This window comes from Streptomyces sp. NPDC059909 (assembly GCF_042730885.1).
Classification (GTDB): domain Bacteria; phylum Actinomycetota; class Actinomycetes; order Streptomycetales; family Streptomycetaceae; genus Streptomyces.
This window is the reverse complement of sequence record NZ_JBHWKX010000002.1, coordinates 249,576-265,751: the sequence shown is the minus strand read 5'-3', so window position 1 is coordinate 265,751 and position 16,176 is coordinate 249,576. Positions and strand designations below refer to the sequence as shown.

General features: G+C 72.3%; 17 protein-coding genes and 1 pseudogene. 7 read left to right on the top strand and 11 right to left on the bottom strand.

The features are described 5' to 3' along the window. The first annotated feature begins 12 nt into the window (after positions 1–12). The 3 genes from ACFV9O_RS03255 (at position 13) to ACFV9O_RS03245 (ending at position 3,364) form a co-directional block, all read left to right on the top strand. Positions 13–1,170, top strand: coding sequence for an acetyl-CoA C-acetyltransferase (locus ACFV9O_RS03255; protein ID WP_385411545.1), 1,158 nt, complete (start codon positions 13–15; stop codon positions 1,168–1,170). Positions 1,171–1,443: 273 nt separating this feature from the next. After that, positions 1,444–1,647, top strand: a complete 204-nt coding sequence (locus ACFV9O_RS03250; protein ID WP_020871138.1) for a cold-shock protein — start codon at positions 1,444–1,446, stop codon at positions 1,645–1,647. A 91-nt stretch (positions 1,648–1,738) separates the two neighbouring features. Continuing rightward, positions 1,739–3,364: a DEAD/DEAH box helicase gene (locus ACFV9O_RS03245; protein ID WP_385411542.1), complete on the top strand. Its 1,626-nt coding sequence runs from the start codon at positions 1,739–1,741 to the stop codon at positions 3,362–3,364. Here ACFV9O_RS03245 and ACFV9O_RS03240 read toward each other — a convergent pair. The 5 genes from ACFV9O_RS03240 to ACFV9O_RS03220 all read right to left on the bottom strand — a co-directional run bounded on the left by ACFV9O_RS03240 (position 3,299) and on the right by ACFV9O_RS03220 (position 7,657). Beyond that, complete coding sequence (locus ACFV9O_RS03240; protein ID WP_385411540.1) at positions 3,299–3,664, bottom strand: hypothetical protein; 366 nt, start codon at positions 3,662–3,664, stop codon at positions 3,299–3,301. The genes ACFV9O_RS03245 and ACFV9O_RS03240 overlap by 66 nt on opposite strands. Before the next feature lie 602 nt (positions 3,665–4,266). Then, positions 4,267–5,316, bottom strand: coding sequence for an NAD(P)H-dependent flavin oxidoreductase (locus tag ACFV9O_RS03235; protein ID WP_385411537.1), 1,050 nt, complete (start codon positions 5,314–5,316; stop codon positions 4,267–4,269). Beyond that, the gene (locus ACFV9O_RS03230; protein ID WP_385411534.1) at positions 5,316–6,032 is read right to left on the bottom strand and encodes a CoA-transferase subunit beta; all 717 of its coding nucleotides are present in this window, start codon (positions 6,030–6,032) and stop codon (positions 5,316–5,318) included. Before ACFV9O_RS03230 ends, ACFV9O_RS03235 begins: the two co-directional genes overlap by 1 nt. Next, entirely contained in the window at positions 6,029–6,880 is an 852-nt protein-coding gene (locus ACFV9O_RS03225; protein WP_385411533.1) for a CoA transferase subunit A, read from the bottom strand. The genes ACFV9O_RS03230 and ACFV9O_RS03225 overlap by 4 nt, the downstream gene beginning before the upstream one ends. Positions 6,881–6,886: 6 nt before the next feature. After that, a complete protein-coding gene (locus tag ACFV9O_RS03220; RefSeq protein ID WP_385411531.1) occupies positions 6,887–7,657 on the bottom strand; it encodes an enoyl-CoA hydratase family protein in 771 nt (256 codons plus the stop codon). 66 nt (positions 7,658–7,723) lie between these two features. Here ACFV9O_RS03220 and ACFV9O_RS03215 point away from each other — a divergent pair, with 66 nt between their 5' ends. Both ACFV9O_RS03215 and ACFV9O_RS03210 read left to right on the top strand, forming a co-directional pair. Next, the gene (locus ACFV9O_RS03215; protein ID WP_385411528.1) at positions 7,724–8,488 is read left to right on the top strand and encodes an SDR family oxidoreductase; all 765 of its coding nucleotides are present in this window, start codon (positions 7,724–7,726) and stop codon (positions 8,486–8,488) included. Position 8,489: 1 nt separating this feature from the next. Beyond that, positions 8,490–9,404, top strand: a complete 915-nt coding sequence (locus tag ACFV9O_RS03210; protein WP_385411525.1) for an SDR family oxidoreductase — start codon at positions 8,490–8,492, stop codon at positions 9,402–9,404. Between the two features lie 236 nt (positions 9,405–9,640). Here the strand turns inward: ACFV9O_RS03210 and ACFV9O_RS03205 are convergent, their stop codons facing one another. The 6 genes and pseudogenes from ACFV9O_RS03205 to ACFV9O_RS03180 all read right to left on the bottom strand — a co-directional run bounded on the left by ACFV9O_RS03205 (position 9,641) and on the right by ACFV9O_RS03180 (position 13,482). Next, complete coding sequence (locus tag ACFV9O_RS03205) at positions 9,641–10,288, bottom strand: lactate utilization protein C (protein WP_385411523.1); 648 nt, start codon at positions 10,286–10,288, stop codon at positions 9,641–9,643. Continuing rightward, on the bottom strand, positions 10,285–11,766 hold the full coding sequence (locus tag ACFV9O_RS03200; protein WP_385411792.1) for a lactate utilization protein B: 1,482 nt from the start codon (positions 11,764–11,766) through the stop codon (positions 10,285–10,287). Before ACFV9O_RS03200 ends, ACFV9O_RS03205 begins: the two co-directional genes overlap by 4 nt. Next, positions 11,763–12,515, bottom strand: a complete 753-nt coding sequence (locus tag ACFV9O_RS03195; protein ID WP_385411520.1) for a (Fe-S)-binding protein — start codon at positions 12,513–12,515, stop codon at positions 11,763–11,765. Before ACFV9O_RS03195 ends, ACFV9O_RS03200 begins: the two co-directional genes overlap by 4 nt. After that, positions 12,506–12,664: a hypothetical protein gene (locus ACFV9O_RS03190; protein WP_385411517.1), complete on the bottom strand. Its 159-nt coding sequence runs from the start codon at positions 12,662–12,664 to the stop codon at positions 12,506–12,508. Before ACFV9O_RS03190 ends, ACFV9O_RS03195 begins: the two co-directional genes overlap by 10 nt. A 68-nt stretch (positions 12,665–12,732) precedes the next feature. Then, positions 12,733–12,882, bottom strand: a pseudogene (locus tag ACFV9O_RS03185) (FGGY-family carbohydrate kinase); the annotation flags it as partial. 129 nt (positions 12,883–13,011) lie between these two features. Beyond that, positions 13,012–13,482, bottom strand: a complete 471-nt coding sequence (locus tag ACFV9O_RS03180) for a MarR family winged helix-turn-helix transcriptional regulator (RefSeq protein ID WP_385411515.1) — start codon at positions 13,480–13,482, stop codon at positions 13,012–13,014. A gap of 117 nt (positions 13,483–13,599) precedes the next feature. Between ACFV9O_RS03180 and ACFV9O_RS03175 the strand changes: the two genes are divergently transcribed. Continuing rightward, on the top strand, positions 13,600–15,033 hold the full coding sequence (locus ACFV9O_RS03175; RefSeq protein WP_385411512.1) for an MFS transporter: 1,434 nt from the start codon (positions 13,600–13,602) through the stop codon (positions 15,031–15,033). 74 nt (positions 15,034–15,107) lie between these two features. After that, on the top strand, positions 15,108–16,055 hold the full coding sequence (locus ACFV9O_RS03170) for a hypothetical protein (protein WP_385411511.1): 948 nt from the start codon (positions 15,108–15,110) through the stop codon (positions 16,053–16,055). Positions 16,056–16,176: the final 121 nt, after the last annotated feature.

Below are 16,176 nucleotides of genomic sequence, written 5' to 3'. Positions count from 1 at the left end.
CGAGGAGCAGTCATGGCCGAGGCCTACATAGTCGAAGCGGTACGGACCCCGGTGGGCCGGCGCAAGGGAGGCCTGGCGGGTGTGCACCCCGCCGACCTGGGCGCCCACGTCCTCAAGGCCCTCGTCGCCCGCTCCGGGATCGACCCGGCCGCCGTGGAGGACGTCGTCTTCGGCTGCCTGGACACCGTGGGCCCGCAGGCCGGTGACATCGCCCGCACATGCTGGCTGGCGGCCGGCCTGCCCGAGGAGGTGCCCGGCGTCACCATCGACCGCCAGTGCGGCTCCTCCCAGCAGGCGGTGCACTTCGCGGCCCAGGGCGTCATGTCCGGCACCCAGGACCTCGTCGTCGCGGGCGGCGTGCAGAACATGACGCAGATCCCGATCGCCTTCGCCTCCCGGCAGGCCGCGGAGCCGCTCGGGCTGACCGAGGGCCCCTTCCACGGGTCGCAGGGCTGGCGGGGCCGGTACGGCGACGCGCCCGTCAACCAGTTCCACGGCGCCGAGCTCATCGCGAAGAAGTGGGGCATCTCCCGGCTCGACATGGAGGAGCTCGCCCTCCGCTCCCACCAGAGGGCGATCCGCGCGATCGACGAGGGGCGCTTCGCGCGCGAGACCGTCGCGTACGGCGACGTCACCGTCGACGAGGGCCCGCGCCGCGACACGACCCTCGAGAAGATGGCCGCCCTCAAGCCGGTCCTGGAGGGCGGCACGATCACCGCGGCCTGCTCCTCGCAGGTCTCGGACGGCGCGGCGGCGATGCTCCTCGCGAGCGAGCGAGCGGTGCGCGAACACGGACTCACCCCGCGCGCCCGCGTCCACCACCTCTCGGTCCGCGGCGAGGACCCCATCCGGATGCTCTCCGCCCCCATCCCGGCGACCGCGTACGCACTGAAGAAGACCGGCATGTCCATCGGCGACATCGACCTGGTCGAGATCAACGAGGCCTTCGCCCCCGTGGTGCTGGCGTGGCTCAAGGAGACCGGCGCGGACCCCGCGCGGGTGAACGTGAACGGCGGTGCGATCGCCCTGGGCCACCCGCTGGGAGCGACGGGCGTCAAGTTGATGACGACGCTGCTGCACGAACTGGAGCGCACGGGTGGGCGGTTCGGGCTCCAGACGATGTGCGAGGGCGGCGGGCAGGCGAACGTGACGATCATCGAGCGCCTGTAGCGTCGACGCTGCCAGAGGGACTCGTACACGTCGCGACGGTGGCCGGTGCGGGCCACGCCCGCGGCGATGTGTCGGCGGTGTCCAACAGTGATTCCCGGCATGGTGCCGCCCGGCCGTGATCCCGCACCCGGGATCAGGCGTGCTACAGTTGCCGACGTTGCAGTTTTGGTACCCATGAACTTTATGTGCGCCTGACGGGAAATGATCCGACGGGCGCATTATTGTTTTTCCGGCTTTCTCCGGATGGGGCCTCTTACCTATCAGGAGATTGACATGGCTACTGGAACCGTGAAGTGGTTCAACGCGGAAAAGGGCTTCGGCTTCATCGAGCAGGACGGCGGCGGCGCCGACGTCTTCGCCCACTACTCCAACATCGCCACCTCGGGCTTCCGTGAGCTCCAGGAAGGCCAGAAGGTCACCTTCGACGTCACGCAGGGCCAGAAGGGCCCGCAGGCGGAGAACATCGTCCCGGCCTGACATCCGGACGCATACCACGCAGCCGGGGCCCGCACCTTCGCGGTGCGGGCCCCGGCTTGTGCTGTCCTCAGGCCCAGGAAGGCTTTCCCGAATGACTCGCTCCGAACGTCCCGCACGCCGGCGACCGGCTACGCGACCCGTCAAGCGCACCGCGAACGAGCCCGCGAAGGGCTCCGCCAAGCGCTCCGGCGGTGCGCGCCGTGCAGCGGCGCCCCCGCAGGAATTCACCCTGCCGGAATCCAGCACGCCCGCCCTGCCCGCCGTCGCGTCGTTCGACGAGCTGGAGCTGCCCGCGGCGCTGCTGAAGACCCTCGGGGCGCAGGGGGTCGTCGCGCCCTTCCCGATCCAGGCCGCCACGCTGCCGAACTCGCTCGCCGGCCGTGACCTGCTCGGGCGCGGACGCACCGGCTCCGGCAAGACCCTCGCGTTCGGTCTCGCGCTGCTCGCCCGCACCGCCGGGCGACGAGCCGAGTCCGGAGCCCCGCTCGCCCTGGTCCTCGTGCCCACGCGGGAGCTCGCCCAGCAGGTCACCGACGCCCTCACCCCGTACGCGACGGCTGTCAACCTGCGGCTCGCGACGGTCGTCGGCGGAATGTCGATCACCAAGCAGGCGGGTTCGCTGCGGCGCGGCGTCGAGGTGCTCGTCGCGACGCCCGGCCGGCTCAAGGACCTCATCGAGCGCGGCGACTGCCGGCTCGGCCAGGTGGCGATCACCGTGCTGGACGAGGCCGACCAGATGGCCGACATGGGCTTCATGCCGCAGGTCACCGCCCTGCTGAAGCAGGTGGAGCCGGACGGGCAGCGCATGCTGTTCTCGGCCACCCTGGACCGGAACATCGACCGGCTCGTACGGCAGTTCCTGACCGACCCCGTCGTGCACTCGGTCGACCCGTCCGCCGGCGCCGTGACGACGATGGACCACCACGTCCTCTACGTCGCCGACGAGACGGACAAGAAGGCGGTCACGACGCGCATAGCGGCCCGTGACGGCCGGGTCATCATGTTCCTGGACACCAAGCGGTCCGTGGACCGGCTGGTCAAGCGACTGCTGGCCAGTGGCGTACGAGCGGCGGGCCTGCACGGCGGACGGTCGCAGCCGCAGCGCAACCGCACCCTCGACCAGTTCAAGAACGGCCAGGTCAGCGCGCTGATCGCGACCAATGTGGCGGCCCGTGGAATCCACGTCGACGACCTTGATCTCGTCGTGAACGTCGATCCGCCGATGGACCACAAGGACTATCTGCACCGCGGCGGGCGCACCGCGCGAGCGGGTGAGTCGGGCAGCGTGGTCACGCTGGTCCTGCCGGACCAGAAGCGCGAGATGACCCGGCTGATGTCGGACGCGGGCATCAGCCCGCGCACGGCGATGATCAAGTCCAGCGACGACGAGCTGGCCCGTCTGACCGGGGCCCGCGAGCCGTCGGGAGTGGCCGTCATCATCGAGGTGCCGCAGCCGCAGCAGCCGGCGGCGACGCGGGCGTCGCGGCCGCGCCCGAAGCGCAAGCGCCCGGAGGGCGCTACCGGGGCGGGCGCCCACCGTGCCGAGGGCGCCCGCACGGAGAGCGCCCGTAGCGACGCCGGACGCACCCAGGGCGGGCGTACGCAGGGCGGGCGTACGCAGGGTGGACGTGCCCAGGCCGGGCGCGCACGCTCACGCGGGCGCGCGGCCGGCGGCGGCCAGGGCGGAGCCGGGGGCCGCCGGGCCGCGGCCCAGTAGCCCCGGGCCACCCCGCAACCCCAGGAACAGGACCGACCGGGCCAGGTGACCGACCACCTGGCCCGGCCGGTCCTTCGCTTTGGCGCAGCAGTCGGGGCGCGCGGGGACCTGGCGACCGTAGACGTGCCCCCGTACCAGGGGGTCGTTCTCCAGGATGACGTCCGAGACCTGCCAGAACTCGCTCAGCCGGGGGTGCTGCAAGGCGGCCTCACGGTCGAGCTTGAGTCCTAAGAGCGGCCCGTCGGGGTGGGCGAGTCCCGCGGTCACCAGCGTCGAGGCGGGCGCGGTCCGGCCCACCACGGGACCGACCGGCAGGCGAAGGCCACGTGATCGTCCCACTTGTCCGGCCCCGCGCCCCACGTACCGAAGATCACGTCTATCCATGCGTCGTGCTCCCGGTCGGTGTGGTGGTAGCAGTTCGCGTAGTACACGGCGTGGGGTGCGCCGTCGGCGCAGATGAAGTCCCCACGCCCTCTCGATTGGGGCGTTGCAGCAGTCGCAGGTGAACTCGCGGGTCCGGCGGTCGGGGCCGAAGGCCGGCAGCATGCCGGACATCATGCTCGATGCGCGACGTGACCCCGTGCGCAGAGCTCAGAAGATCCTCAAGCTTTCCGCCTTCGGTTCCAGGAGCGCCGGAGGGCGTGCCAGGGTCGTGCCACGCGAGAACGCCGCCGACGCGTATCCGCGGGCGACTGCGGCCATTCGACGAGGGAGACGCACGTGTTCGGAGCGATGGACCTGGGTACCAAGATCGCCGCGGCTGTCACGATCATCGCTGTCGTCGGACTGGCCGTCGCGGCGATCCGCGTGTTCGGAGCACGGCAGCGGTAGGCCGGCGCCGTGTCCGGCCGGGCCGTCGGCGTGGTGGGACGGGGAACTCCCTTGCCGGGCATGGCGGTTGGTCACCCCGGCGCGGGCAGGGTGCGAAGCGCCTGATCGGCCTCGGACATGACGCGGGCGACGAGTTCCGCGCAGCTGGGCAGGTCCTCGATCACGCCCGCGACCTGTCCGGACGCCATGACGCCGAGGTCGGTGCGGCCCTCGACCATGGACGCCCGCAGGAGCACGGGGGTGTTCGCGGCGAGCAGGACCTGGCTCCAGGACAGGTCCTTGCCGTGTCTCATCGCGAGGCCGTCGCGGACCATCGCGGCCCAGGACAGGCCCGACAGCTTCCTGAAACCGGCGGCGCGGCGGACGGCGTGCAGCAGGGCTCGGGTGCGGCCGGAGCGTTCGAGGGTGGTGACCAGGTCCGTACGGAGCATGCGGTGCGGCAGGCCGTCGACCGCCCTGGTGACGGTGACGTCCTTCACCGACGCCGCCAGATAGAGCGCCTTGACCGCGTCCGGCACCGTCGAGTCCGATGTGAGCAGGAAGCGGGTGCCCATGGCGATGCCCGCCGCTCCGTACGCGAGCGCCGCGACCAGCCCGCGTCCGTCGTGGAAACCGCCCGCCGCGACCACCGGGATGTCCACGGCGTCCACGACCTGCGGCAGCAGGACCGTCGTCGCGACGTCCCCCGTGTGCCCGCCGCCCTCGCCGCCCTGCACGATCACCGCGTCCGCGCCCCACGCGGCGACCTTCTCGGCGTGCCGGCGGGCGCCGACGGACGGGACGACGACGACGCCCGCGTCCTTGAGCTCGGCGATCAGCTCGCGCGAGGGGGCCAGGGCGAACGAGGCGACGCGTACGCCCTCGTCGATGATGATCCGCACCCGCTCCCGGGCGTCCCCGGCGTCGGCGCGCAGGTTCACGCCGAAGGGCGCGTCCGTACGGGACTTGACCTCGCGTACGGCCCGCGTCAGCTCATCGGCGGTCATGGTCGCGGAGGCGAGGATGCCGAGCGCCCCGGCGTTCGCGGACGCCGAGACCAGCCGGGGGCCCGCGACCCAGCCCATGCCGGTCTGGACGATGGGGTGCCGGACGCCGGTGAGCTTGGTGAAGGCGGTCTCCATCAGCCCCTGACCTCGCGGTCGCGCGCGTTGACCGGGTCGATGACCTCGCGGATCAGCCCCAGCTCGGCGGAGGTCGGTTCGCGGGTGTACGGGACGTCGTCGCCGATCACGAGCTCGAAGCCGGTGGCGTCCCGCACCTGGTCCACCGTCACCCCCGGATGCAGAGACGCGAGGCGCATCGAGTGGTCCGGGGTGGCGAAGTCGAACACACCGAGGTCGGAGACGACCCGCGGAAGACGGTGGTAACGGGCCCCGGCCGCGCGGTCGTGACCGACCCCGCTGACCATGTCCACCCTCTCGACGAAGACCCGCGGGGAGTGCCGCGGCACCCAGTAACTGACCGGGTTGTTCAGGGTGTTGACCGGCGCTCCGCGCACACCCAGGAGCTGGCGCTTCGGCCTGGCCCAGTCACCGATGCAGGAGATGTTCTGGTTGCCGTAACGGTCGATCTGGCTTGCGCCCATCATCACGTGCCGCTTGCCGCCGGTGACCATCGTGAGGTGGCGGCGGTACGGCAGCCAGCCCTCGATCGTGCCGTCGAGCCCGACGAGCATCGCCTCGCCGTCCGTGAGCAGCAGATCGGGGGAGAAGGTGCGCTTGGCGAGGCGCGCGCCGATGGACGGGATCAGGCCCATGGGGCTGGCCAGCAGCTCGCCGTTGTCGCGCCAGGCCTCGGCGCAGGCGACGACGCAGTATTCGGAACGGGAGACGGTCACTGCTGCTCCTCGTGCCAGGCCTGGACGGCGCACTGGTAGTCGTGCTCGCTCCTGCCGGACAGGAAGCGGCGGGCGAATTCCTCCCAGGGCGTGGTCGCGTAGAGCTTCTGGAAGGCCTCGTCGCGGGCGTAGTCGGGCGCGCAGGAGGTGAAGTGCGCGCCGTTCGGGGTCTCGACCACGCCGGTGACGCTGTGGCGGCCGATGAGAAGGGTCTGCGGGGCGGCGTCCTTGGTCAGTTCCGCCGTCTCGACGAGCTGTTCGCACGAGACGTACGCGGTGTGGGCCGCCTCGCAGAAGAGGTCGTCGAAGTACGGGTCGGGGCCCAGGTACTGGCCGTTGCCGAGCCGGTCGGCGCGGTTCATGTGGACGAGGGCCGCGTCCAGGCGCAGGGCGGGCACGGCGACGAACTCCTCGCCGTCGTCGTAGGGCGAGGTCACCGTCCGCAGCCCGGGGTTGACCCGCATGACGTCCGAACCGAGCCCGGCCCGCACGGGCAGGAACGGCAGCCGGTTGGCCGCGGCGTGCAGGCCCCACATGAACATGGCCTCGTCGAGCTCCGTCATCTCGAAGGCGCCGCGCTCGCGGGCGCCACGGAAGTTCGGCTCCAGCGGGATCGAATCGAGGGTGGCGAAGGGGGCGACGAGCTTGCGGATGCGGCCGGCGGCGGCGAGGAGGCCGACGTCGGGCCCTCCGTACGAGACGACGGTGAGGTCGGTGATGCCGGTGCGGAGCAGTGCTCTCACCAGGGCCATGGGCTTGCGCCGGGAGCCCCAGCCGCCGATGCCGAGGGTCATGCCGCTGTGCAGCCGCCCGACGATCTCGTCGACGGTCATGGTCTTGTCGGCCACGGCCGATCACGCCTCCTTGTCCTTCTTGTCCTTGTCCTTGTCCTTGCCGAAGGTGTCGCGCACGCGGCCGGCCGTCCCGCTGAGGCCGGCCTCGAAGGTGAAGCCCTGCTCGAAGCGGTAGCTGCGGCGTACGTCGACGGGGTCGATGCCGTTGATGGCGGCTTTGGCCAGCCGGAGCAGATGGCCGTCCTTCCGCGCGATCTCGCGGGCCAGCTCCAGGGCCGCGGCGTGGAGTTCCTCGCGCGGGACGACCTTCCAAACCGAGCCGTGCGCGTGCAGCTCGGCGGCCGTGGCCGTACGAGAGGTGTAGTACAGCGCGCGCATCAGGTGCTGCGGGACGAGGCGGGCGAGATGGGTGGCGGCGCCGAGCGCGCCCCGGTCCAGCTCCGGCAGCCCGAAGGTCGCGTCGTCGGACGCCACGATCGCGTCGGCGTTCCCGGCCAGGCCGATCCCGCCGCCGAGGCAGAAGCCGTGCACGGCCGCGACGACGGGCACCTCGCACTCGTAGACCGCGGCGAAGGCCTCGAAGCAGCCGCGGTTGGCGCCGATCAGGGCCTCGTGACCGGGGTCGCGCTGCAGCTCCTTGATGTCGACGCCCGCGTTGAAGCCGCGGCCATCGGCGGTCAGCACGACGCAACGGATCTCCGGGTCGCGGCCGGCGGCGCGGACGGCGTCGGCGAGGTCGTACCAGCCCTGTACGGGCAGGGCGTTGACGGGCGGGAAGTCGACCGTGACGACGGATATGCCCTTCTCCGGGCCTGAGGTGGAGACACCCATGAGCGGATCAGCTACCTTTCCACCAAACATTTGTTAGGTGATGCTGTGTCAGGAAGGTAGCAGCCGATGGAGCTGGACGGGAGGGTCGCCGTCGTCACCGGCGGCACGCGGGGCGTCGGCGCGGGCATCGCACGGGCATTCCTGACGGCCGGGGCGGAGGTCGTCGTCTGCGCCCGCAGACCGCCGGACGCGCCTGTCGAGGCGGCCGGCCGTGCCGCCCGGTTCGCCCCCCTCGACCTGCGGGACACGGAGGCGGTCGGCGGCTTCTTCGCCGGGATCGGGAGCCGGTACGGGAGGCTCGACGTCCTCGTCAACAATGCGGGCGGGACGCCGTACCGGCTGCTGGGGGAGAGCGGTCCGCAGCGGCACGCACGGGTGGTGGAGCTGAACCTCGTGGCACCGATGACCGCGTCCCTCGCCGCATACGAACTGCTGCGCGCGGCACGGGGTTCCGTCGTGATGGTCGGGAGCGTCAGCGCGACGCGGCCGTCGCCGGGCACGGCCGCGTACGGGGCGGCCAAGGCGGGGCTCGAGAGCCTCGCGCGGTCCATGGCGGTGGAGTGGGCGCCCGAGGTGCGCGTCAACACCCTGGTGCTCGGCATGGTCCGTACGGAGCTGTCCCACCTGCACTACGGCGACGAGGCAGGGGTGGCCGCGGTCGGCCGCACGGTGCCGCTCGGCCGGCTGGCCGAACCGGACGAGATCGGGGACGCGGCGGTCTTCCTCGCCTCGCAGCGGGCGGCGTACGTGACCGGGGCGTCGCTGCTGGTGCACGGGGGCGGGGAGCGTCCCGCGTTCCTGGATGCCGCGACCGTCAACAAGGAGGACTGAGATGACTGCTGGTAGCTGCCGGGGCCGGGTCGTGATCGTGACGGGCGCGGGGCGGGGGCTCGGGCGGGCGCATGCGCTGGCCTTCGCGGCGGAGGGGGCGCGGGTGGTGGTCAACGACCTGGGCGTCGGGCTGGACGGCTCCGGCGCGTCCGGCACGCCCGCGGAACAGGTCGTGGCCGAGATCCGCGCGGCGGGCGGCGAGGCGGTCGCACACGGCGGAGACGTGGCGTCGGGGGAGGGCGCGGCGTCCCTGGTGGCGACCGCGCTCGACGCCTTCGGCAGGCTCGACTCGCTGGTCAACAACGCGGGGTTCCTGCGCGACCGGATGCTCGTCAATCTGGACGAGGACGACTGGGACGCGGTCATGCGGGTGCATCTCAAGGGCCACTTCCTGCCGTTGAAGCACGCCGCGGCGTACTGGCGCGGCGAGTCGAAGGCGGGCCGCGAGGTCACGGCGCGGGTCGTCAACACGTCGTCGGGCGCGGGCCTGCTGGGCTCCGTCGGGCAGGGCAACTACAGCGCGGCGAAGGCGGGGATCGTGGGGCTCACGCTGGTCGCGGCGGCGGAGATGGCCCGCTACGGCGTCCAGGTCAACGCGATCGCCCCGGCGGCGCGGACGCGGATGACGGAGCAGACCTTCGCGGACACGATGGCGGCGCCGTCCCGGGCCGGGGCCTTCGACGCGATGGCCCCGGAGAACGTCTCGCCGCTCGTGGTGTGGCTGGGGTCCGCGGCGTCGGCGGGCGTGACGGGGCGTGTCTTCGAGGCGGAGGCGGGCCGGATCACGGTCATGGAGGGCTGGCGTGCGGGGCCGACTGTGGACCGGGGTGATCGCTGGACGCCTGCGGAGGCGGGGGAGGCGGCGCGGAAGCTCCTCACGGAGGCGGAGCCTTGGCGTCCACCGTACGGGGCGTAGGCCCCGGGCCCCGGAGTGCGGGCCGGGCTCGCCCGGTACCGGCGGGTGGGTCGGTGTGTCCGTCCTCAAACGCCGGACGGGCTTGGTGCGGCTGCTGTCGGTGTGGGGCGGGGCCCCTCCGGCTCGACTCCTGGGGAACCGGCGGGGCGCCGCGCACCGCGGGTTCCCCCTGCGATGCCGCCGGTCCCTGCGGGGCCGACCCTGCACGGCCCCGCCCGGGTGCGTCGCCGGGGGACTCAGCCCTCCAGCAGGATCACTTCCAGCGTCCGCGGCCCGTGGACGCCCTCCACCCGGTCCAGTTCGATGTCGCTCGTCGCCGAAGGACCGCTGATCCACGTCAGCGGGCGGGTCGGATCCAGGCGCTCCAGGCCCTGCGGCACCGAGTCGACGACCTGCTCCGGAACCCGTACGACGCAGATGTGGTGGTCGGGGATCAGGGTGATCCGGCGGCGGCCCTGGGCGGGGCCGCCGTCCAGGACGATCGTGCCGGTCTCGGCGATGGCGATGGCGCAGCCGGTGACGACGCTGTCCGTCGCGTCGAGTTCGGCGGGCGTCGACTCGGCCGAGTCCGAGAGGAGCCGGACGCCTGCCGCCTCCGCGAGCCACTCCTGCGGCAGCCCGTCCGGCGCCACGGCCGTGCGGGCCCCGCGCGCCGCCAGCAGCCGGGCGATCAGGCCCGGCAGTTCGGCGGCGGAACCGCGGTGCACGAGCGCCCGGTAGTCCGCCAGGTTCTCGGCGAGCAGGTCAGCGGTCTGCGCGGGCGTGCGCTCGCCGTGGACCCGCAGGTAGTCGCGTGTGACCGGCACATCCTCCGGTCGCTCGTCGCGTGTCACGTCCGCGAGCGCCCGGCGCACCCGGCCGAGGACCGTGTCTCTGCTGCTCACTTGCCACTCCCTTCACCGCGCGTGCGCTTCCACCAGTCGCGGAACGACTCCGCGGGCACCTCCGGCAGCGCCCGGGTGTCGGTCCAGGCCCGGCCGGGACCCGGCAGCCGCCGCGGGTGCAGCCGGCGGGTACGGGAGGCGAGGCGTTGGGCCGTGCGCAGCGTGCCCGGGTGGTCCAGTGTCCAGCGGGCGGCGCGCATCGCGGCCCGCTCGGCCGCGTGCCCCTTCGCCGGGCGGATGGTGACCTTCGTACCGCCCCGCACCACCTCGCCGCCCTCGACCACCCTTTCCCGAAGATGCACCAGCACCTCGGGGATGTCGATGGCGACCGGGCACACCTCGTAACAGGCGCCGCACAGCGAGGACGCGTAGGGGAGCGAGGCGTCCAGCTCGCTGTCCGTGCCGCGCAGTTGGGGCGTGAGGATCGCGCCGATCGGGCCCGGGTAGGCGGAGCCGTACGCGTGCCCGCCGGCCCGCTCGTACACCGGGCACACGTTCAGGCAGGCCGAGCAGCGGATGCAGCGCAGCGCCTGCCGTCCCACGGTGTCGGCAAGGGCGTCGGTGCGGCCGTTGTCGAGCAGCACCAGATGGAAGGCCTTCGGGCCGTCGCCGTCCGTCGTCCCTGTCCACATGCTCGTGTACGGGTTCATGCGCTCGGCCGTGGAGGAGCGGGGCAGCAGCTGGAGGAACACCTCCAGATCCCGCCACGTCGGCACCACCTTTTCCACGCCGACCACCGAGATCAGCGTCTCGGGCAGGGTCAGGCACATCCGGCCGTTGCCCTCGGACTCGACCACGACCAGGGTGCCGGTCTCGGCGACCATGAAGTTGGCGCCCGAGATCGCGACCTTCGCGCGCAGGAACTTCTCCCGCAGGTGCAGCCGGGCCGCTTCGGCCAGCTCGGCCGGCCTGTCCGTGAGACCCTCCGGGGCCGGGCGGCCCCAGTCCGCCATCTTCTCGCGGAAGATGTCGCGGATCTCCGAGCGGTTGCGGTGGATCGCCGGGACCAGGATGTGCGAGGGCAGATCGTCGCCCAGCTGCACGATCAGCTCGGCCAGGTCGGTCTCGCAGGCGGTGATGCCCGCCTCGGCCAGTGCCTCGTTGAGGCCGATCTCCTGGGTGGCCATGGACTTGACCTTCACGACCTCGGTCTCGCCGGTGGCCCGGACGAGGCCGGTGACGATCCGGTTGGCCTCGGCGGCGTCGGCCGCCCAGTGCACCTGGCCGCCGGCCGCCGTCACAGTGGCCTCCACCTGCTCCAGGTAGTGGTCGAGATGGCGCAGCGTACGGTTCTTGATCGCGGCCCCGGCGGCGCGCAGCTGCGCCCAGTCGTCGAGTTCGGCGACGGCCCTGGCACGCTTGTCGCGGATGGTGTGCGTGGCGTGGCGCAGATTGCCGCGGAGGGTGGTGTTCCGTGTGGACTCGGCCGCGGCCTTCGGAAAGGCAGGCATGCCGAGATACGTGCCGGTGCCGCTCATCGGGGGTCCCCTTCCGTGCTCGCCAGGATCTCGGCGATGTGGACCGGACGGACCGTCGATCCGAGCCGGGTGAGCGTACCGCCGATGTGCATCTGGCAGGAGTTGTCGACCGTGCACACTGCCTCGGCCCCGGTGGAGGCGATGTTGCGGGCCTTGTCCGCGCCCATCGCCGCGGACACGGCGGCGTTCTTGACGGCGAACGTGCCACCGAAGCCGCAGCACTCCTCGGCACCCGGAAGCTCCCGCAGCTCCAGGCCCTTCACGTGCTCCAGCAGCCGCCGCGGCCGGTCGCCGAGACCGAGCATCCGCAGCCCGTGGCAGGTGGGGTGGTACGTGACGGTGTGCGGGTAGTAGGCCCCGACGTCCGTCACCTTCAGCACGTCGACCAGGAACTCCGTGAGCTCGTACGTCTTGGGGACCGCCCGCGCCGCGGCGTCGGCGAGCTCCTGGCCGCGCCCCTCGGCGGCGGCCTTCGCGCCGATGCGCGGGTAGTTGTCGCGCACCATCGCCGCGCAGGAGCCGGACGGCGTGACGACGTAGTCGTAGGCGTCGAACGCGGCGGCGTAGCGGCGCACCAGGGGTTCGGTCTCGTGCCGGTAGCCGGTGTTGAACTGCGGCTGCCCGCAGCAGGTCTGTGCCGGAGGGAAGTCCACCTCGACGCCCAGGCGCTCCAGCAGCGTGACGACCGCCTGTCCGGTGCGCGGGAAGAGCGTGTCGTTGACGCAGGTGACGAAGAGCGCTACCCGCATGGCTGTTCCTCCTTGGCGTCCGCCTGCTGCCCGTCGGCGATGTGGGCCTCGGCCCGCTCCCATACCCGTTGATCACCGGTGGGCTCGTGGCGCCGAAGGGCCTGGGTCTCGCAGAGTAGCTGCCGCAGCTCGGCCACGTCGCCGGACACCGCACCGCCGTACGGGCCTGCACGGGAACGCTGCCGAGCGCCGCGGCCTCGGCCGGGCCCGCCACCACGGGCAGTCCGCACGCGTCGGCCGTCCGCTGGCACAGCAGCTCGTTGTGGGCGCCGCCGCCGATGATGTGCACGGTGTCGACCGCGCGGCCCGAGAGCCGCCGGGCGTCCGCGAGCGCACGCCGGTGGGCCAGGGCGGGCAACTCCAGCACACAGATGCCGCGCACCCCGCAGGAGAAGCTGGACGACGCGGCGCGCGTCCACGAACAGTGTCGGACGGGCCAGGGCTGCAGGCCTGATCCACGGGCCCGGGCCCCAGGGCCTGATCCGCAGGACCCCTGCTAGTCCAGCAGCCGCTTCGTCGCCGCGCGCTGGCGTTCGTTGGAGCCCGTCAGGAAGCGGGTCACGACCTCCAGCTCCTCCGTCGTGAACTCCTCGTAGAGTCCGGCCACTTCGCGCGCCCAGTCGTCGAAGAGCGGCGCCAGCTCCGCGAGCTTCTCCGGGAGGGACTCGATCAGCACCCGGCGCTTGTCCGTCGGGTGCTTCACCCTGCGTACGTAGCCCTTCTTCTCCAAGCGGTCCACGAGGCCGGTCACCGACGCGGGCGCGAGTCCGGAGCGCTCGGCGAGGTCCTTGGCGGTGAGGGCGCCGTGGCGCTGGAGGAGGTCGAGGGTCTTGGTCTCGGTGGGGCCGAGGCCCTGCTTGGCCGCGACCGCCGTGTGGAACGCGACGGATGCCGCGCTGGTGTCTCGGCCGGCGGCGGTCAGGGCGGCGATCACCTCGGCCCGGCGTGCGCTGTCGTCCCTGCTCATGGGGTCAGCCTAGCAAGATATTTCGTTCGGTCGAACGAAGGACTTGTGATCAGTCCTGTCGGCGTGCAAGTCTTTCGTTAGTCCGAACGAAATAAATCCTGGACCCTGGGAGCCCGGATGACCACGACGAGCCTCACCGCCGAACCCTCCGCCACCCTCCATCCACGCCGCTGGGCGGCCGCCGCCGTCATGATGGTCGCCGCACTGATGGACCTCCTGGACGTGACGATCGTCAACGTGGCGATCCCGTCCATGGGTCGCGACCTGGGCGCCTCCGCGAGCGCCCTGCAGTGGACCGTCTCCGCCTACCTGCTCGGCTTCGCCGCGGCGCTCATCGTCTCGGGGCACCTCGGCGACCGGTACGGCCGCAGGATGCTCTTCCTCGCAGGCACCGCGGGCTTCGGCGTGGCCAGCCTGGCCTGCGGAATCGCGCAGAGCCCCGGCCAGCTGATCGCCGCCCGCGCGGTCCAGGGGGTCATGGCCGCCGTCCTCATGCCCCAGGTCCTCGGCTCGTTCCGCACCCTCTTCCACGGCAAGGAGCGCGGCGCCGCCTTCGGGATGTACGGCGCCGTCGCCGGCTTCGCCTCCGCGATCGGGCTGCTGCTCGGGGGCCTGCTCACCGAGGCCGATCTGTTCGGCTGGGGCTGGCGCTCGGTGTTCCTGGTGAACGTGCCGGTGGCCGCGGTGACGTTCGCCGCGGGTCTCGTGCTCGTACCCGCGACGAAGGAGCGCTCGGCGGGCCGCCCGGACGTGCTGGGCAGTCTGGTGCTGGCGGGCGGTCTGGTCGCGATCGTCCTGCCGCTGGTGCAGGGGCACTCCAACGGCTGGCCGGTCTGGGGCTGGTTCTGCCTCGCCGCAGGTCTGTCGGCCGTCGTCGGGCTGGCCGTCGTCGAGGCGCGGCGCCGCGGCGCGGCCGTGCCGCTGCTGCCCGCCCGGGCGTTCCGGCTCCCCGCGTTCTCCGTCGGCGTCGCCGTCCAGCTGCTGTTCGCGGTCGGCATGCAGGGCTTCTTCCTGGTCTTCGCGATCTGGCTGCAGGGCGGCGAGGGCTATACCCCGATGCAGGCGGGACTCGTCACGGTCGCGTTCTCGGTCGGCGGTTTCCTCACCGCCCCGGCCGCCGACGCCTTTGCTGTGAGGCTCGGCCGACTGGTGCTGGTCGCGGGCTCGCTGATGATGGCCGGCGGCTTCGCCTGGGTCTGGTACGCGGTCACGCAGTCCGACGCCACCCACACGGGCGCCTGGCCGCTCGTCCCGGGCCTGGTCGTCGCGGGCGCGGGCCTCGGCTTCCTCGTCGTCCCCCTGGTCAACGTCGTCCTGTCCGCCGTGCCCGCCGAACTCGCGGGCGGCGCCTCGGGAATCTTCTCCACGGCCCAGCAGTTCGGCGGCGCCCTCGGCGCCGCGGTGATCGGCACGGTGTTCTTCGAGCAGATGACCGTCGGCGGTCCGACCGACGCGCTGTCGACGGCGATGCCGTGGGTGGTCGCGGCGTTCGTACTCTGCGCCGCACTCTGCCCGGCCCTTCCTCGCACCGCCGTCAGCCAGGACGCCTAGGGCTGTTCTCAAAGTCCCCTCGTACACCCGCACGTTGTCCCCACCGAATCCGGTTCGAGCCCAGGAGGCCCACCATGTCCGCAAGGAAACTCCGTACCGCATCCCTCGTACTGACCACGCTGCTGGCCGCCCTCTTCACCGCACCGGCGGCGAGTGCCACGCAGGAGCAGGAGCAGGAGCAGGAGCAGGAGCAGGAGCAGGAGCAGGAGCAGGAGCAGGAGCAGACGGCGAGGCCTGCCGTCGAAGTCACCGCAGGCGCCGGTGACTTGGCCGCCCCGAGCACCACCCGACCCGGCCCCGCCACCTTCCGGGTGACCGCCACCGACGCGAAGTCGGGGCACGTGGGGCTGGTCGGGCTCCGCGAAGGCGCCTCGCTCACCGCGTTCCGCGCCGGCCTGCGCAAGGCGTTCTCGGACGACCCCGCCGTGGTCGTCGAGGGCAACCGTGAGGTGACGGCCCAGGCCGAACTGCTCGGCGGGGCCCTGACCCTGCCCGGCAGCCCCGGCTCGTTCAGCCAGGTGCTCCGGCCCGGTGCGTATCACCTGCTCGAGTACCGGGACTTCCAGGACGGCACCCTCCCGACGGGCCAGGAGCGCGTCCGTACACTCACGGTCTCCGGGACCGTGCACGGCAGGCTCCCGACGGCGGAGGCGACGATCGTCTCGCAGACCGTCCCTGGCATCGGCCCGCGCTTCCAGGCGCCGCCCACGCTCCACGCCGGAGAGCCCGTACGCGTCGTCAACACCATGCCCGGACAGGTCAACCAGGCCGTCCTCTACAAGCTCTTCCCCGGGAAGACGGACGCCGACGTGCACAAGTTCTTCACCACGCCGGACTGGAACGACCCGCCCTTCGACCCGTTCGCGAACGTCGGCACCCCGCCGCTCTCGCCCGGCCGCTCCACCGTGATCCAGATTCCGCTCACCCCCGGCGACTGGGCGCTGGTCACCTGGGTCGGCAGCGCGGTGGACGGCAGCAAGCTCGCCGCGCAGGGCATGCACACCGTCATCACCGTCAAGTGAACCGGGAGCGGGGGGGGGGGGGGGGAGGGGGGGGGGGGGGGGGGGGGTTTTGGGGGGGGGGGGGGAGAAGGAACGAGAAGGGGAACCCCGGCACTAACACTCCTCATCGTCCGCACCACCC

Coding starts and splice junctions, on each gene's coding strand:
- ACFV9O_RS03215 (WP_385411528.1), top strand. CDS start 7,724: ATGGAGCTGGACGGGAGGGTCGCCGTCGTCACCGGCGGCACGCGGGGC.
- ACFV9O_RS03235 (WP_385411537.1), bottom strand. CDS start 5,316: ATGGAGACCGCCTTCACCAAGCTCACCGGCGTCCGGCACCCCATCGTC.
- ACFV9O_RS03175 (WP_385411512.1), top strand. CDS start 13,600: ATGACCACGACGAGCCTCACCGCCGAACCCTCCGCCACCCTCCATCCA.
- ACFV9O_RS03255 (WP_385411545.1), top strand. CDS start 13: ATGGCCGAGGCCTACATAGTCGAAGCGGTACGGACCCCGGTGGGCCGG.
- ACFV9O_RS03170 (WP_385411511.1), top strand. CDS start 15,108: ATGTCCGCAAGGAAACTCCGTACCGCATCCCTCGTACTGACCACGCTG.
- ACFV9O_RS03200 (WP_385411792.1), bottom strand. CDS start 11,766: ATGAGCGGCACCGGCACGTATCTCGGCATGCCTGCCTTTCCGAAGGCC.
- ACFV9O_RS03250 (WP_020871138.1), top strand. CDS start 1,444: ATGGCTACTGGAACCGTGAAGTGGTTCAACGCGGAAAAGGGCTTCGGC.
- ACFV9O_RS03210 (WP_385411525.1), top strand. CDS start 8,490: ATGACTGCTGGTAGCTGCCGGGGCCGGGTCGTGATCGTGACGGGCGCG.
- ACFV9O_RS03180 (WP_385411515.1), bottom strand. CDS start 13,482: ATGAGCAGGGACGACAGCGCACGCCGGGCCGAGGTGATCGCCGCCCTG.
- ACFV9O_RS03245 (WP_385411542.1), top strand. CDS start 1,739: ATGACTCGCTCCGAACGTCCCGCACGCCGGCGACCGGCTACGCGACCC.
- ACFV9O_RS03195 (WP_385411520.1), bottom strand. CDS start 12,515: ATGCGGGTAGCGCTCTTCGTCACCTGCGTCAACGACACGCTCTTCCCG.
- ACFV9O_RS03220 (WP_385411531.1), bottom strand. CDS start 7,657: ATGGGTGTCTCCACCTCAGGCCCGGAGAAGGGCATATCCGTCGTCACG.